The 16,489-nt window shown below is 53.3% G+C and carries 15 protein-coding genes and 4 tRNA genes; 6 read left to right on the top strand and 13 right to left on the bottom strand.

What is annotated here, in order from left to right:
- The first annotated feature begins 109 nt into the window (after window positions 1–109).
- The 6 genes from MUA00_RS13840 to leuA all read left to right on the top strand — a co-directional run bounded on the left by MUA00_RS13840 (window position 110) and on the right by leuA (window position 6,475).
- Window positions 110–847 carry an AzlC family ABC transporter permease gene (locus tag MUA00_RS13840; RefSeq protein ID WP_271123607.1) on the top strand — a complete coding sequence of 246 codons (738 nt, stop codon included), beginning with the start codon at window positions 110–112 and terminating at the stop codon, window positions 845–847.
- The gene (gene ygaH, locus MUA00_RS13835; RefSeq protein WP_271123606.1) at window positions 848–1,183 is read left to right on the top strand and encodes an L-valine transporter subunit YgaH; all 336 of its coding nucleotides are present in this window, start codon (window positions 848–850) and stop codon (window positions 1,181–1,183) included.
- Window positions 1,184–1,274: 91 nt separating this feature from the next.
- Window positions 1,275–1,805, top strand: coding sequence for a transcriptional repressor MprA (gene mprA / locus MUA00_RS13830; protein ID WP_271123605.1), 531 nt, complete (start codon window positions 1,275–1,277; stop codon window positions 1,803–1,805).
- 136 nt (window positions 1,806–1,941) lie between these two features.
- A complete protein-coding gene (gene emrA / locus MUA00_RS13825) occupies window positions 1,942–3,114 on the top strand; it encodes a multidrug efflux MFS transporter periplasmic adaptor subunit EmrA (protein WP_271123604.1) in 1,173 nt (390 codons plus the stop codon).
- 15 nt (window positions 3,115–3,129) lie between these two features.
- Window positions 3,130–4,668, top strand: a complete 1,539-nt coding sequence (gene emrB, locus MUA00_RS13820) for a multidrug efflux MFS transporter permease subunit EmrB (RefSeq protein ID WP_271123603.1) — start codon at window positions 3,130–3,132, stop codon at window positions 4,666–4,668.
- Window positions 4,669–4,810: 142 nt separating this feature from the next.
- Window positions 4,811–6,475 carry a 2-isopropylmalate synthase gene (leuA, locus tag MUA00_RS13815; protein WP_271123602.1) on the top strand — a complete coding sequence of 555 codons (1,665 nt, stop codon included), beginning with the start codon at window positions 4,811–4,813 and terminating at the stop codon, window positions 6,473–6,475.
- Here leuA and MUA00_RS13810 read toward each other — a convergent pair whose 3' ends face one another.
- From MUA00_RS13810 to recA, 13 genes are all read right to left on the bottom strand, one after another.
- Entirely contained in the window at window positions 6,476–7,234 is a 759-nt protein-coding gene (locus tag MUA00_RS13810) for an AraC family transcriptional regulator (RefSeq protein ID WP_271123601.1), read from the bottom strand. It lies immediately after the preceding gene.
- A gap of 87 nt (window positions 7,235–7,321) precedes the next feature.
- Window positions 7,322–7,837, bottom strand: a complete 516-nt coding sequence (gene luxS / locus MUA00_RS13805) for an S-ribosylhomocysteine lyase (RefSeq protein ID WP_271123600.1) — start codon at window positions 7,835–7,837, stop codon at window positions 7,322–7,324.
- Between the two features lie 155 nt (window positions 7,838–7,992).
- On the bottom strand, window positions 7,993–9,549 hold the full coding sequence (gene gshA, locus MUA00_RS13800; RefSeq protein ID WP_271123649.1) for a glutamate--cysteine ligase: 1,557 nt from the start codon (window positions 9,547–9,549) through the stop codon (window positions 7,993–7,995).
- Between the two features lie 76 nt (window positions 9,550–9,625).
- Window positions 9,626–10,054 (bottom strand): YqaA family protein, encoded by a 429-nt coding sequence (locus MUA00_RS13795; RefSeq protein WP_271123599.1) that lies wholly within the window; start codon window positions 10,052–10,054, stop codon window positions 9,626–9,628.
- The gene (yqaB, locus tag MUA00_RS13790; protein ID WP_271123598.1) at window positions 10,051–10,617 is read right to left on the bottom strand and encodes a fructose-1-phosphate/6-phosphogluconate phosphatase; all 567 of its coding nucleotides are present in this window, start codon (window positions 10,615–10,617) and stop codon (window positions 10,051–10,053) included. Before yqaB ends, MUA00_RS13795 begins: the two co-directional genes overlap by 4 nt.
- A gap of 158 nt (window positions 10,618–10,775) precedes the next feature.
- Window positions 10,776–10,852, bottom strand: a tRNA-Arg gene (locus MUA00_RS13785).
- Window positions 10,853–10,920: 68 nt separating this feature from the next.
- Window positions 10,921–10,997, bottom strand: a tRNA-Arg gene (locus tag MUA00_RS13780).
- 63 nt (window positions 10,998–11,060) lie between these two features.
- Window positions 11,061–11,137, bottom strand: a tRNA-Arg gene (locus MUA00_RS13775).
- Between the two features lie 4 nt (window positions 11,138–11,141).
- Window positions 11,142–11,234 (bottom strand) — tRNA-Ser (locus MUA00_RS13770).
- A gap of 322 nt (window positions 11,235–11,556) precedes the next feature.
- Entirely contained in the window at window positions 11,557–11,742 is a 186-nt protein-coding gene (csrA, locus tag MUA00_RS13765; RefSeq protein WP_013574027.1) for a carbon storage regulator CsrA, read from the bottom strand.
- Window positions 11,743–11,989: 247 nt separating this feature from the next.
- Complete coding sequence (gene alaS, locus MUA00_RS13760; RefSeq protein WP_271123597.1) at window positions 11,990–14,617, bottom strand: alanine--tRNA ligase; 2,628 nt, start codon at window positions 14,615–14,617, stop codon at window positions 11,990–11,992.
- 139 nt (window positions 14,618–14,756) lie between these two features.
- A complete protein-coding gene (locus MUA00_RS13755; RefSeq protein ID WP_271123596.1) occupies window positions 14,757–15,269 on the bottom strand; it encodes a regulatory protein RecX in 513 nt (170 codons plus the stop codon).
- Between the two features lie 90 nt (window positions 15,270–15,359).
- Window positions 15,360–16,424 (bottom strand): recombinase RecA, encoded by a 1,065-nt coding sequence (gene recA / locus MUA00_RS13750; RefSeq protein WP_271123595.1) that lies wholly within the window; start codon window positions 16,422–16,424, stop codon window positions 15,360–15,362.
- Window positions 16,425–16,489 lie beyond the last annotated feature (65 nt).

The following is a 16,489-nucleotide window of genomic DNA, read 5'->3' as shown; positions in this document are numbered from 1 at the left end:
CATCCTTTGTGGGCGTTTGAGGGGTGTTAAGGCCCGGGACAGTCTGTTAAGGTTGTCCCTGATTATTAATTCGAGTGACATTAACGCTGGTTATTTATAAACAATTAATATGGAAAGTCCCGCAACAATTTCAACCGAAAATCATCAAATTGAGGCGACCTGGGTTGAAGGGCTGAAAGACAGCCTGCCTATCGTCATAAGTTATATTCCCGTCGCTTTTGCCTTTGGTCTCAACGCCACCAAACTGGGATTCACCCCGCTCGAAAGCCTGTTTTTCTCCTGCATTATTTACGCTGGCGCCAGCCAGTTCGTGATAACCGCATTACTTGCGGCGGGCAGCTCCCTTTGGGTTGCAGCGCTCACCGTCATGGCGATGGATATACGTCACGTGCTCTATGGCCCTTCCCTGCGTAGCCGCATTACACAAAGGCTCAGTAAACCTAAAACCGCCGTCTGGGCTTTTGGCCTGACGGACGAAGTGTTCGCTGCCGCCACCGCGAAGCTCGTCAGGGATAATCGACGCTGGAGCGAAAACTGGATGATCGGCATCGCGTTCAGCTCCTGGTTCTCCTGGGTGCTTGGCACGGCTCTGGGTTCCTGGTCCGGCAATGGCTTCCTCGACGGCTTCCCGGCGGTGGAGGCCGCGCTGAGCTTTATGCTGCCCGCGCTGTTCTTAAGCTTCCTGCTTGCCTCGTTCCAGCACAAACAATCCTGGACGGTAACTGCGGCCCTGGCCGGCGCGCTGCTGGGCATTACGCTTGTGTCGATCCCGGCGGCCATTTTAGCTGGCATTGTCTGTGGTTGCCTGGCAGCCCTGGTGCAAGCGTTCTATCAGGAGGAGGCATAAATGAGTACGCAAGTGCTGCTGCTCGGCCTGCTGGTCGGTTTAGCTAACTATCTATTCCGCTATTTACCGCTACGCCTGCGGGCGAACGCCACTCGTCCGGCAAAACGCGGCGCGACAGGCGTGCTGCTGGATAGCATCGGCATCGCCTCTATTTGCGCGCTGCTGGTGGTATCGAGCGCGCCGGAAATCATGCATGACAGCAAGCGTGCGCTGCCAACGCTTGTCGGCTTTGCCATTCTTGGCATGAGCTTTTACAAAACCCGCAGCATCATTGTTCCTACGCTGCTCAGCGCTCTGGGTTACGGATTAGCCTGGAAAATCATGATGGTGATATAAGCCAGACGGATAAAAAACGTTTAAATAATACATTTACTTTATTTGTCACCATCGTTACTATATCGGCCGCAACTAATGAGGTTATGCCAAAATGGATAGTTCGTTTACGCCCATTGAACAAATGCTAAAATTTCGCGCCAAGCGCCATCAGGATTTCCCTTATCAGGAGATTCTGCTGACCCGTCTGTGCATGCACATGCAGGGTAAGCTGCTGGAAAATCGCAATAAGATGCTGAAAGCTCAAGGGATTAACGAGACGTTATTTATGGCGTTAATCACACTTGAGTCCCAGGAAAACCATAGCATTCAGCCGTCAGAGCTGAGCTGCGCGCTGGGTTCATCACGTACCAACGCGACCCGCATCGCCGATGAACTGGAAAAACGTGGCTGGATTGAACGCCGCGAAAGCGACAACGACCGTCGCTGTCTGCATCTGCAACTGACCGATAAAGGTCACGAATTCCTGCGCCAGGTTCTGCCGCCGCAGCATAACTGCCTGCATGAGCTGTGGTCCTCCCTTAGCGGTACTGAGAAAGAACAGTTGGAAGCTATCACCCGCAAACTACTCACCCGCCTTGATCAAATGGATGAAGACCAGACCGTGCTTGAAGCCGTGCGCTAAGCAGCGCCGTCATACCGAATCGCGTGTCCCAATAAGAGATAACAACTTAGAGGCCAGCAATTTACCTTGCTGGCCTCTAAGATCTAACAGGTCGGTTTTTAGCCGATCACAATAATAAAAAAATGTGGAGATAAGCATGAGCGCACATGCCCAGACTCAAAACCCGCAGCAACCTGCAAACAAGAAAGGCAAACGTAAAGGCGCCCTTCTTGCGTTGACTTTGCTCTTTGTCATTATTGCTGTGGCGTATGGGATTTATTGGTTTTTAGTATTGCGTCACTACGAAAATACGGACGATGCGTATGTGGCAGGAAATCAGGTGCAGATTATGTCTCAGGTTTCCGGCAGCGTAACCAAGGTCTGGGCCGACAATACCGATTTCGTCAAACAGGGTGACGTGCTGGTAACGCTTGACCAGGCTGATGCTGAACAGGCCTTTGATAAAGCACAGACCGTGCTGGCATCAAGCGTGCGCCAGACGCGCCAGCAGATGATCAACAGCAAGCAATATCAGGCCAATATCGAACTGAAAAAGACCGCGCTGGCGCAGGCGCAAAGCGACCTGAACCGCCGCGTGCCTTTAGGCAGCGCAAACCTGATTGGCCGTGAAGAGCTGCAACACGCACGCGACGCCGTTGCATCCGCGCAGGCCGACCTTGACGTTGCCATTCAGCAGTACAACGCTAATCAGGCGATGATTCTGGGCACCAGCCTTGAAGACCAGCCGAGTGTGAAACAGGCCGCGGCCGATTTACGTAACGCGTGGATGGCGCTGCAGCGCACCAAAATCGTCAGCCCGATGACCGGCTATGTTTCTCGCCGCGCCGTACAGGTTGGCGCGCAAATCAGCCCAACAACGCCGCTGATGGCTATCGTGCCGGCCAGCGGGTTATGGGTTGATGCCAACTTCAAAGAGACGCAGCTTGCCCATATGCGTATCGGCCAGTCAGCTACCGTGGTCAGTGATATTTACGGTGACGAAGTGAAATACACCGGCAAAGTGGTCGGGCTGGATATGGGAACCGGTAGCGCCTTCTCTTTACTGCCTGCCCAGAACGCCACCGGTAACTGGATCAAAGTGGTTCAGCGCCTGCCGGTACGTATAGAACTGGATGCAAAACAGCTCGAACAGCACCCGCTGCGCATCGGTCTGTCTACTTTAGTTACCGTCGACACGTCAAACCGCGACGGCAGCGTGCTGGCAAGCCAGGTTCGTACTTCACCCGCCTATGAAAGCAACGCGCGTGAGCTGAATCTGGCGCCGGTTAACCAGCTAATTAACCAGATTATTCAGGCAAATGCGGGCTAATAAAGCGGAGGCTGTATGGCGCAACAAAAACCGCTAGAAGGCGCCCCGCTGGTTATTATGACCATCGCCTTATCGCTGGCGACCTTTATGCAGGTGCTGGATTCCACCATCGCAAACGTCGCTATCCCGACGATTGCCGGTAACCTTGGTTCTTCACTGAGCCAAGGGACCTGGGTCATTACCTCTTTTGGTGTGGCAAATGCGATTTCGATCCCCCTGACAGGCTGGCTCGCCAAACGCATCGGCGAAGTCCGGCTGTTTATGTGGTCGACAATTCTGTTTGTTATCGCCTCCTGGGCATGCGGCATTTCCAACAGCCTGGAGATGCTGATCTTCTTCCGCGTGATTCAGGGGGTGGTGGCCGGGCCGCTGATCCCGCTTTCGCAAAGCCTGCTGCTCAATAACTATCCGCCGGCCAAGCGAAGCATCGCGCTTGCGCTATGGTCGATGACGGTTATCGTTGCACCTATCTGCGGACCGATTCTCGGCGGCTATATCAGCGATAATTATCACTGGGGCTGGATCTTCTTTATCAACGTGCCGATTGGCGCCGCGGTAGTTCTGATGACGCTGCAAACGCTGCGCGGCCGAGAGACGAAAACGGAACACCGCCGCATCGACGCCATCGGCCTTGCGCTGTTGGTGGTGGGCATCGGCAGCCTGCAAGTCATGCTCGACCGCGGTAAAGAGCTGGACTGGTTTAACTCGACGGAAATCGTGGTGTTAACCGTGATAGCGGTGGTAACGATTAGCTTCCTGATTGTCTGGGAGCTGACCGATGATAATCCGATAGTCGATCTGTCGTTGTTCAAGTCGCGAAACTTTACCATCGGCTGCCTGTGTATCAGCCTTGCCTATATGCTCTACTTCGGCGCGATTGTTCTGCTGCCGCAGCTATTGCAGGAGGTATATGGCTACACGGCGACCTGGGCGGGGCTTGCATCGGCACCTGTAGGGCTGCTTCCGGTTCTGCTGTCGCCGATTATTGGCCGCTTCGCGCATAAGCTTGATATGCGTCGGCTGGTGACATTCAGCTTTATTATGTACGCGGTCTGTTTCTACTGGCGCGCGTACACTTTCGAGCCGGGAATGGATTTTGGCGCGTCGGCATGGCCGCAGTTTATTCAGGGCTTCGCCGTGGCATGTTTCTTTATGCCGCTGACGACGATTACGCTTTCCGGCCTGCCTCCGGAACGCATGGCGGCGGCCTCAAGCCTGTCGAACTTTACCCGTACGCTTGCCGGCTCGATTGGCACGTCGATTACGACAACGCTTTGGACCAACCGCGAGGCGCTGCACCATGCGCAGCTCACGGAATCAGTCACGCCGTTTAATCCGAATGCGGTGGAGACCTATAACCAGCTACAGGGCTTAGGGATGACGCAGCAGCAGGCTTCCGGCTATATCGCGCAGCAGATAACCAACCAGGGGCTGATTATCTCCGCTAACGAGATATTCTGGATATCAGCAGGCATCTTCCTTCTGCTGTTAGGCCTGATTTGGTTCGCCAAACCGCCGTTTGGCGCAGGCGGTGGCGGCAGTGGCGCGCACTAGTTTAAAAAGATAAAGGGGCCATCAGGCCCCTTTTTGTTGCCTGCCGTCTGGCGGTTTCGCAGCACAGGTTGTCAGTTTTGCGCCAGTAATCTCGGTCCTGAGTTGTCAGGATAAAGGCTGACCCACGCCCAGGAGAACCGCCATGCTGCAAGACCCGTCGCAAAAATATCTTCCTCATCAAACCGTGCATTTGCCCGATCGCCAATGGCCTGACAGGCAGCTTACACATGCGCCGCGCTGGCTTTCTACGGACCTGCGCGACGGTAATCAGGCGCTGGCCGAACCGATGGACAGCGCACGCAAGCTGCGTTTCTGGGAGCAACTTCTTAAATGTGGCTTTAAAGAGATTGAAGTCGCTTTCCCTTCGGCCTCGGAGACGGATTTTCAGTTTGTTCGTCAGCTAATTGAAGAACAGCGCATCCCTGAGGATGTCACTATTCAGGTGCTGACCCAGGCGCGCAGCGATCTTATTGAACGCACCTTTGCCGCGCTGGAAAACGCGAAGTGCGCTACCGTACATCTTTATAACGCCACCGCCCCGCTCTTTCGCCGCCTGGTGTTCCGACAGAGCAAAGAGGAAATCATCCAGTTGGCGGTCAGCGCGACCCGACAGATCCGGGCGTTATGCGAAGCAAACCCGCAGACAAAATGGAGCTATGAATATTCTCCGGAAACGTTTTGTTTTACCGAGCCTGATTTCGCCCTGCAAATCTGCGAGGCGGTGGCCGACGTCTGGGAGCCTTGCGCGCAAAGGCCGATGATCGTTAACCTGCCCGCGACCGTGGAGGTGAATACCCCAAATGTTTATGCCGATCAGATTGAGTATTTTTGCCGACATTTCTCGCGGCGTAGCGCGGTGTGTATCAGTATCCACCCTCATAACGATCGTGGTAGCGGTGTCGCGAGCGCCGAACTGGCATTACTTGCGGGCGCCGAGCGGGTTGAAGGCTGTCTTTTCGGTAATGGCGAGCGCACCGGAAATGTCTGCCTCGTTACCCTTGCCATGAATCTCTATAGCCAGGGCGTTTCTCCACAGCTCGATTTCAGCGATATGAAGCAGGTTGTGGAACTGGTGGAGCAATGTAATCAGCTACCGGTGCATCCTCGTCACCCATACGCCGGGAAGCTCGCTTTCACCGCCTTTTCCGGCTCGCATCAGGATGCCATCAAGAAAGGCTTTACGGCTTGTCAGCGCTCCTCCTCTTCCCTTTGGGAGATGCCTTATCTTCCCGTAGACCCCAACGATATCGGCTGTAGCTACGAAGCGGTGATCCGGGTAAACAGCCAGTCAGGAAAAAGTGGCGCGGCGTGGATGCTGGAACAAAATCATGGGCTGGTGTTACCGCGCGGCCTGCAACAGGACTTTAGCCGCCACGTACAGCAACAAACCGACCGGGACGGCAATGAAATGACGCTGAGCGCGCTCTGGCAGTTATTCCGTGAACTGTATGGTCCTCATCAGTTAGCCGGGCGGCAACTGCTTGATTACCGCAGCGAAAGCCAGGGAAAAGGCGTACTTTCGCTGCACGCTCGCCTCCAGACTGAAGAAGGCGTCATGACTTTGCAGGGGAAAGGCAACGGGTTGCTTTCCGCCGCATCCGAAGCGTTGAAAGCGCGGTTTAACATCGCTTTCGCTATTGAGGATTACCATGAGCATACGCTTGGCAGGCACAGCGAGAGCCGCTCGGCGGCCTATATCCGCCTTACCTTTGCTAAAGGCGAAAGCCGCTGGGGCGTAGGCATCGACAATGATGTTTCGCGCGCCTCTGTGCAAGCGCTGCTCAATGCGCTACCGCTACGCGGTTAACTACAGAAAGTAGTTCCCAGGCGAGACGCCGAGAATACGGCGAAACATCGCGCTGAAAGCGCTGTGGCTTTCGTATCCCAGGTCCAGCGCTACACGAAGCACCGGTTGCCCCTGAGCAAGGCGGATTAAAGCCTCCATCAGCCTTGCCCGCCGCACCCATTCGCTGTACGCCAGACCGGTTTGCTGGCGAAAATGGCGCAGCAGGGTTCGCTGACTAACATTAAGCTGCGTGGCCGCAAGATCCGTCGTCCACGGCCTGCCGGGTTCAGCCTGAATCTGTCGACATAATCTCTGCAACGCCGGAGTCTCAGGTTCCGGCAGGTTAAACGGCAGCACCGTCATGACGCGGATCTCATCGAGAATCAGCTCGTAGATCCGCTCTTCTCTGCTGCCGGCGGCGTATTCTTCAGGTAATTCTAGCGAGGTAACGATCAGCTCTCTCAGAAGCGCGGATACCTGCACAACCTGACACACAGAGGGTAAATCTGCTCGCGCATAGGGATCGACAAACAATGTTCGGGCGGCGACGTTCCCCGTCACATGAAGCCGATGCCGCGTTCCCGCAGGAAGCCAGACGCCACGGCCGGGTGGTACGACCCAGTGGCCCTGCTCCGTTTCAACCCGCGCCACACCGCTTAACGTATGCAGTAATTGCGCGCAGTCATGGCTGTGCCACGGCTCCGCCGCCCCATGGGAATAATCATGGGCGAAAGGCACCAGCGGACGTGTGGCGAAGCTGAACTGAAGCGAGGTTGACATAATTTTATTTCTGAATAAAAAGATGAAGATAGCATACGCCAGATATAAAAAAAGGAGCCACATGGCTCCTTTTTACGATCCAAAGAACTAGATATGCAGCTCTTTGAGTTTCTCTTTCGGCAACGCCAGTTCGTCATTGCTGTTGACGCTAACGCCGTGCTCAAGGATATGGCGCGCGATATCCTGCGCTTCCTGCAATGAGTGCATGTGGTAAGTCCCACATTGATACACGTTCAGCTCAGGGATCTGGTTTTGCTCTTTCACTTTCAGCACATCTTCCATCGCCGCTTTCCATGCATCGGCCACGCGGGTTTCGTCCGGCACGCCGATCAGGCTCATGTAAAAGCCGGTACGGCAGCCCATTGGCGAAATATCGATGATCTCGACACCGTTACCGTTGAGATGGTCCCGCATGAAGCCTGCGAATAAATGTTCCAACGTGTGGATCCCTTTTTCCGGCATCACTTCCTTGTTCGGGACACAAAAGCGCAGGTCAAACACGGTGATGGTATCGCCATGCGGCGTGTGCATCGTCTTGGCTACACGCACTGCTGGCGCGCCCATGCGAGTATGGTCGACTGTGAAGCTATCCAACAACGGCATCTGGTCACCTCCGATAAGTGATTTTTTTTAAAATAAAATGAACCATTCTATTTAATACGCGTCTCAATAATTGAAAGACGCGCATTTGTTATCATCATCCCTGTCTTCAGAGATGAATATTTTGGCCACATTGATTGTGGCCATTTTCTTTTGTGCTAAGCCTGTTTCTCAAGCCAGGTATCAAACGGCTCGGTATCGCTGGCTTCTCTCTCACGCTGGCGCTGCCAGGATGCATCATGCTCCTGCTGCAGTACGTCCGACGTCAAAATCTCCAGCGGCTCGCCGATCAACATCTGACGATACTGCTCCGCCAGGGCAAGGCCGGTGCCGCCAATGCCATTATCAATCATAGATCGCAGAATGCGTGCTGAATACGTCAGTTCAGGATCGTCGAAACAGGCGACCAGCCGATCGCACACCTGTTGGTATTCATCATTTCCAGCAATGCTGTCCAGCGTTTCCGCCACGCGACGTAAATCTGCGAACAAATCTTTGCCCACTTTGGACAAAGGATGTTGCGTGGCTCCGCACCCTACGCCAAGCATCAGGCCCGGCTTGCGACCTTCCAGAATCACTCGATTCCAGTTGGTGCGCGTACAAAGCAGCTCATCGCTGCTCATTTCCGGGGCATCAGCCAGCACGCACCAGATCATAAACAGGTCAAGGAAGCGAATCTGCTGTTCGTCCATTCCAATCGGGGAGAACGGGTTGATGTCCAGCGAGCGGACTTCAATGTATTCAATACCGCCGCGCAGCAGCGCGTCTGATGGTGATTCGTCTTTACGAGTTACGCGTTTCGGACGGATCGGCGCATAAAGCTCATTTTCGATCTGCAGTACGTTAGTGTTGATCTGCAGACGCTTGCCGTCTTTCTCAAGACCAATGCGCGCATACTCTTCAGACGGAGTTTTAATCGCCTTTTTAAGCCCGGCAACGTATGTGTTCAAATCGTTGAACGTGATGCCGAGATTGCTTTGCGATTTGTTGGTATAGCCTAAGTCGCTCAGGCGCAGGGAAGTCGCATACGGCAGGTAATGCATGCCACAGTCGGTTTTCTCAAACGGCAGCGAGCTTTCTTTGCCCTGCAGGAATGACGAGCAAATCGCCGGCGATGCCCCAAACAGATAGGGAATTATCCAGCCAAAACGGTAGTAGTTACGAATCAGACGGAAATACCCGGCTGAAATCTGTTCTTTGCCGCTTTGCGCATCCTGCACGCCAAGACGCGCCTGCCAGAACTCCAGAGGCAGCGAGAAATTGTAATGCACGCCGGAAATAGTCTGCATCAACGCGCCGTAGCGGTTCTTCAGACCTTCGCGGTACAGCGTTTTCATACGCCCCGTGTTAGACGAGCCATACTGCGCCAGTTCAATGTTCTGACCATCATCGATATAGCACGGCATACTTAGCGGCCACATGCGCTCATCACCCAGCTCACGTGCGACATGGCGATGAATATCGCGCATGAAGGTCAGCATATGGTCGATGTCGCCATCTACCGGGGTAATAAATTCCAGCAGGGCTTCGGCGAAGTCTGTTGTGATCCATTTATGTGTCAGCGCTGAGCCGAGGCTTTCCGGGTGCCCTGTCGTTGCCAGCTCGCCTGTCGGCGTAACCCGCAATGTTTCGCGTTCAAGACCACGTCGAATGCCTTTGACTACCTGAGGATGCTTTTCCAGCCAGGCCAGCGCCTGTGATACGTCCGGGATCAAATTGACCTCCCGCCTGTCGAATTCATTTTTATTAAGCATAATTGTAAAAGCTCACGATGAACGTTCGCGCCCTCAATTATTGCCACCACGCCATGCCTTGTACCGTTGCAGCCGCAACAACGATGTAGCGAATCGCTTTACCAAGGCATAAAAAGAAAATTACTGGTCCCCACGCCAGACGTAGCCATCCGGCAAGCAGGCACAACAGATCGCCAATTAAAGGCAACCAACTCAGTAATAAAGCAGCCGGACCAAATCGAGTCAGCCAGGCGGTTGCTTTTCCCTGCAAGCGGGACTGTTTACGCTGCGGGAAAAAACGTCCCAGAATAACGTTAGTCAGCCCACCCAGGCTATTACCCATTGTTGCTATTAAAATAAGTAACCAGGTCGGGCCAACACCTGCCACCAGTAAAGCGACCAGGACGGCTTCTGAACTGCCGGGAAGCAAGGTGGCGCTGAGAAAGCTACTGGTGAACAAAGAAGCCAGTGACAATATGTCACTCACAGTAAGCGAACATCCACACCGGCCATGCCTGCCGCCCGAGCCGCTTCCAGCCCAAAGTCAGCGTCTTCAAACACTACGCACTTCTCGGGCGCAACACCCATCAGCTCGGCGCACAGTAAGAATGTATCGGGAAAAGGTTTGTGCTTTTTAACATGATCGGCGGCGACGACAGCCGTGAAGTAGCGTCGTAAACCAAGATGATTTAGCAGCGCTTCGGCGATATCGCTTTCGCTGCCTGTACCGACAGACATTGGACGACGGCCGTGCCAGGACTTCACTACGTCAATCAACGGCAGAGGACGCACGGTATCAAGCAGCATAGTTCTCACCGCCTGCGTTTTTTCCTGCGCCAGAAGATGCGGATCGAGACTGGCCTGATGACTTTCAATAATGACCTGCGCGATGCGCCAGGTTGGAGAACCGTTCAACGCCACCATAGCCTGTTCATCAAACTGCATGTCGTAACGAGACAATGTCTCACGCCATGCCTTGCGATGCGTTGGTTCGGTATCGAGGATGGTCCCGTCCATATCGAAAATTAACCCGTCGTAACGTTCGTACATCTCATCCCTCACATCACCAAATGTCGAGGCGTTACTTTAGCGTAAACAGGTAAAATTGTCGCTTACTGTGACGGCGTTAGCGCAAAGGGTGAATGTTTTGTAAGCGGATGATTAGCACTTGCTGGAGAAGAACGGGAAATACAGAAGGGGGAGCAATATGGTGCATCCGGGAGGATTCGAACCTCCGACCGCTCGGTTCGTAGCCGAGTACTCTATCCAGCTGAGCTACGGATGCATCAGGGGGCACTGCTTTGTACTTCTGACTCAGCACCGTTAAGAAAGCTTAACAATTCTGAAGAAGGATGGTGCATCCGGGAGGATTCGAACCTCCGACCGCTCGGTTCGTAGCCGAGTACTCTATCCAGCTGAGCTACGGATGCACAGGGGCACTGCTTTTTACTGCCGACTCAATGTCGCTCAACCTGCCGCAACATCGAAATATATGGTGCATCCGGGAGGATTCGAACCTCCGACCGCTCGGTTCGTAGCCGAGTACTCTATCCAGCTGAGCTACGGATGCAAAATGGCGGTGAGGCGGGGATTCGAACCCCGGATGCAGCTTTTGACCGCATACTCCCTTAGCAGGGGAGCGCCTTCAGCCTCTCGGCCACCTCACCACACGCCTCTTGCGAGTGCTTCAAGTTACTCGTGAGAGCTTCTCGTCGCTGCGTGGCGCACATATTACTTTCTGGGACTTATAAGTCAAACAATTTTTCCCGACTCGCTATCGATTGCACAAATCACATCCGATTCGCATAATTTGGAGACAAAAAGAGTGTTTTATCAACAGGCAAGATCGCGTTTCCAGAAAAAAACATGCGAAGTTTCTCGCAGTAAAGCGAGCGGACAGAATAGTTCAGGAGAGACAATGGAGGTAAGACTGTAAAAGAAGGGAGATAAAAGGAGCGCCTCGCTAATGACTAGCGAGACGCAGTAACTTTAGTAACTCGTTTGTTGCGATTTTTCAGCCTGGATACGTTGGTAGATCTCTTCGCGGTGTACAGAGACTTCTTTCGGGGCGTTCACACCAATACGAACCTGGTTGCCTTTTACCCCAAGCACAGTCACGGTCACCTCATCCCCAATCATGAGGGTCTCACCAACTCGACGAGTCAGAATAAGCATTCTTTGCTCCTTGAAAGATTAAAAGAGTCGGGTCTCTGGCGTATCCCGGCATTATCCATCATATAACGCCAAAAAGTAAGCGATGACAAACACATAAAGTGTAAGCAGTCACGGCATTACATTCTGTTATGACTAAGTTTAGCCGATATACTCAACTTCAACCTGACTTTATCATTATCGATAGTGTGTAAATGTTCGGGCGCCAGCTCACAAAACGACGCTGGCCCCGCTTACACTTTATTTTGACTTAGAGTCTAGCCGTGACCCAGGCTTCCACGCCGGACAGCGCGCCAGGCAAGGCAGCCGCGTCTGTGCCACCCGCTTGAGCCATATCTGGACGACCGCCACCCTTGCCTCCGACCTGCTGTGCAACCATCCCCACCAGTTCCCCCGCCTTTACGCGGTCAGTCACATCTTTGGAGACACCAGCAATCAGAGAAACCTTACCTTCTGACACGGTGGCCAGAACGATTACCGCTGAGCCAAGCTGATTTTTCAGATCGTCAACCATGGTACGCAACATCTTCGGTTCAACGTTGCTCAGCTCGCTTACCAGCAATTTCACGCCTTTCACTTCTGTTGCTTTACTGGAAAGATTTGCGCTTTCCTGTGAAGCTTGCTGCTCTTTTAACTGCTGCAATTCTTTCTCAAGCTGGCGGGTACGCTCCAGCACAGAACGCACTTTCTCGTTCAGATTCTGGCTGTCACCTTTAAGCAGTTGAGCGATGTCATGCAACTGGTCGCTTTGCGCATGCAGATTAGCCAGTGCGCCTTCGCCCGTTACCGCCTCAATACGACGCACGCCTGCCGCCGTCCCTGATTCAGCAACGATGCGGAACAGGCCGATATCGCCGGTACGGCTGGCATGAGTACCGCCGCAAAGCTCGGTTGAGAAATCGCCCATGCTTAACACACGCACGTGGTCATCATATTTCTCGCCGAACAGCGCCATTGCTCCCTTCGCTTTCGCCGCTTCGAGATCCATTACGTTGGTTTCGATTGGCAGGTTACGGCGAATCTGGGCATTGACGATATCTTCTACAGCGCGGACTTCGCTCGGCTTCATCGCTTCAAAATGCGAGAAGTCAAAACGCAAGCCTTTGTCGTTAACCAAAGACCCCTTCTGCGCAACGTGCGTACCGAGTACCTGACGCAGGGCGGCATGCAGCAGGTGCGTAGCTGAGTGATTCAGACGAATACGTGCCCGGCGGGCCTCATCTACTTCAGCTTTCACGCTGTCGTTCACTTTCAGCACGCCGCTTGTCAGCTTGCCCAGATGTCCAATCGCCTGGCCATATTTCTGAGTATCGCTAACAGCGAAGTCAATGCCGTTGCCTTTGATTGCGCCTTTATCGCCTACCTGGCCACCGGATTCGCCGTAGAACGGAGTTTCATCCAGCACGACTACCGCTTCCTGGCCTGCTTCAATCTGCGCAACAGATTGACCGTCAACAAATAGCGCGGTCACTTTTGCGTTCAAATCCAGGCTATCGTAGCCTTTAAAGGCTGAAGCAGAATCCACGCGGATCATGCTGTTGTAGTCCGCGCCGAAACCACTGGATTCGCGCGCACGGCGGCGCTGCTCTTCCATTGCGGCTTCAAAACCCGCTTCGTCTACTTTCAGATTGCGCTCGCGGCAAACATCCGCCGTCAGGTCAACCGGGAAGCCATAGGTGTCATACAGGCGGAAGGCTGTTTCGCCGTCCAGGGTGTCGCCCTGCAGATTTGCCAGCTCTTCATCCAGCAGCGCCAGACCACGTTCCAGAGTACGGGCAAACTGCTCTTCTTCCGTTTTCAGAACCTGTTCAACCAGCGCCTGCTGATCTTTTAGTTCGTCACCGGCAGATCCCATGACGCCAATCAGCGGGCCAACCAGCTTGTAGAAGAAAGTCTCTTTCGCGCCAAGCATGTTGCCGTGGCGCACCGCACGGCGAATGATACGACGCAGAACATAGCCACGGCCTTCGTTAGATGGCGTAACACCATCGGCAACAAGGAAGGCGCAAGAACGAATATGGTCGGCAATAACGCGCAGAGACTTGCTGGACAAATCTGTCGCGCCGGTCACTTTGGCAACAGACTGAATCAGTTTGCTGAACAGATCGATTTCGTAGTTGGAGTTAACGTGCTGCAGCACGGCAGCAATACGCTCCAGACCCATACCGGTATCAACCGACGGTTTCGGCAGCGGCAGCATGGTGCCGTCCTGCTGGCGATTGAACTGCATGAAAACGATGTTCCAGATTTCGATATAGCGATCGCCGTCTTCTTCGGCGCTACCCGGAGGGCCGCCCCAGATATGATCGCCATGATCGAAGAAAATCTCGGTGCACGGGCCGCAAGGACCTGTATCGCCCATCTGCCAGAAGTTATCAGATGCGTAAGCCGCGCCTTTATTATCGCCAATGCGAATTATGCGCTCACGCGGAACGCCAACTTCTTTTTCCCAGATTTCAAAGGCTTCGTCATCGGTTTCGTATACGGTTACCCACAGACGATCTTTTGGCAAATTGAACCATTGTTCGCCGGTCAGGAGTTCCCATGCGAAGTTGATAGCGTCATGTTTGAAGTAGTCACCGAAGCTGAAGTTACCCAGCATTTCGAAGAAAGTATGATGACGTGCGGTGTAACCGACATTTTCCAGATCGTTGTGCTTACCGCCCGCGCGCACACAACGTTGAGACGTTGTAGCACGGGAATAATTACGCTTGTCGAGGCCCAGGAAAACATCCTTGAACTGGTTCATCCCGGCGTTGGTAAACAGCAAAGTCGGATCGTTATTCGGAACCAGGGAGCTGCTAGCTACAACCTGGTGACCTTTACTATGGAAAAAATCGAGAAACGCCTGACGGATCTCAGCGGTGCTCTTGCTCATAATTATCCTGAAATCAAGCTAATGAAGAGTTGTAAACCAGACATCACTCGTAGCGATGCTGAAGTGTTGACCAGTTTACCTGGAAAAAAGTGGGAATAAGATAAGTTTTCTTACCGGGGAAGTAAAATCCCGTATGAATCTAATCGGTAAAATTTCGATAGATGGCCTGGATATCTTCCATAAAGAAGCCACGATACAAAAGAAAACGCTGCACTTTGGCACGCTCTTTCCACTCGATTGGTAGCGGCTCGCCAAATTTTCTTTCCGCCATTTCGCGCGCCATCGCCTGCCAGTCCACTTCGCACTCCATCATGGCCGACTCGCCGATCGCCCTGTCGATACCTTTTTGTTGCAGCTCCTGACGAATACGCTGTGGCCCATAGCCTTTACGGCTGCGGCTGGCGATAAAACGAGTAGCAAACTGGGCGTCGTCGAGCCAGCGATGTTCGTAACACCAGGCGATAACTTGTTCTATATCTTCTGGAGTGAAGACGGGCTGTTCAGCATTCTGACTGCCAGGAAAAGTGGGTGCAGAGGCACGCTTGCGACGTAGTTCATGTTCGCTGTGATCGCGCATAGCAAGAATGCGGGTAGCTTTATCCAGTAAGCGGGCATAAGCACTACGGCGAGGGGTTGTTCCTGATTCAGACATAACAGATTACCTGTTAAGAAGACGATGCGGTGAGGGTATTGTGTTAAAGCAGAAATAAACAGGGGTTGCCGTAGCAACCCCTGTTGGGAATCAGAATTCTTCGTTGGTTTCAGCGGCGTCTTTATCGTGATCGTCCACGGTAAAGTCCGGTGTGGCATCCTGATTATTGAGCAGCATTTCGCGTAGTTTCTTCTCGATTTCTACGGACATTGGCTTGTTCTCTTTCAGGAAGTTACTGGCGTTGGTTTTACCCTGGCCAATCTTCTCACCGTTGTAGCTGTACCATGCGCCTGCTTTTTCAATCAGCTTGTGCTTCACGCCCAGGTCAACCAGTTCGCCGTAGAAGTTGATGCCTTCGCCATAGAGAATCTGGAACTCAGCCTGTTTAAAGGGCGCCGCGATTTTGTTTTTCACAACTTTCACACGGGTTTCGCTACCGATAACGTTATCGCCGTCTTTTACCGCACCGATACGGCGAATATCAAGACGTACAGAAGCATAGAACTTCAGCGCGTTACCACCGGTCGTGGTTTCCGGGTTCCCGAACATCACACCGATCTTCATACGGATCTGGTTGATGAAGATAAGCAGCGTGTTGGACTGCTTCAGGTTACCAGCCAGCTTACGCATCGCCTGGCTCATCATACGTGCCGCAAGGCCCATGTGAGAGTCACCGATTTCGCCCTCGATTTCCGCTTTTGGCGTCAGCGCGGCGACGGAGTCAACGATGATAACGTCGACTGCGCCAGAGCGCGCCAGCGCATCACAGATTTCCAGAGCTTGCTCGCCGGTATCCGGCTGCGAACACAGCAGGTTGTCGATATCAACGCCAAGTTTCTTCGCATAGACGGGATCCAGCGCGTGCTCAGCATCGATAAACGCACAGGTTTTACCTTCACGTTGTGCGGCGCCGATTACCTGCAGGGTCAAGGTCGTTTTACCTGAAGATTCTGGTCCGTAGATTTCAACGATACGGCCCATTGGCAGGCCGCCAGCCCCCAGAGCGATATCCAGTGAAAGTGAACCGGTAGAGATCGTTTCGACATCCATGGAACGGTCTTCACCCAGGCGCATGATGGAGCCTTTGCCGAATTGTTTTTCAATCTGGCCAAGTGCTGCCGCTAACGCCTTCTGTTTGTTTTCGTCGATAGCCATTTTTACTCCTGTCATGCAGGGTGAGCCATTAATGCACCACGCTGCGTTCTTAATACGTTTTGTTG

Source organism: Dryocola boscaweniae, from assembly GCF_025215095.1.
Classification (GTDB): Bacteria; Pseudomonadota; Gammaproteobacteria; order Enterobacterales; family Enterobacteriaceae; genus Dryocola; species Dryocola boscaweniae.
This window is presented reverse-complemented; position numbering and strand designations above follow the sequence as displayed.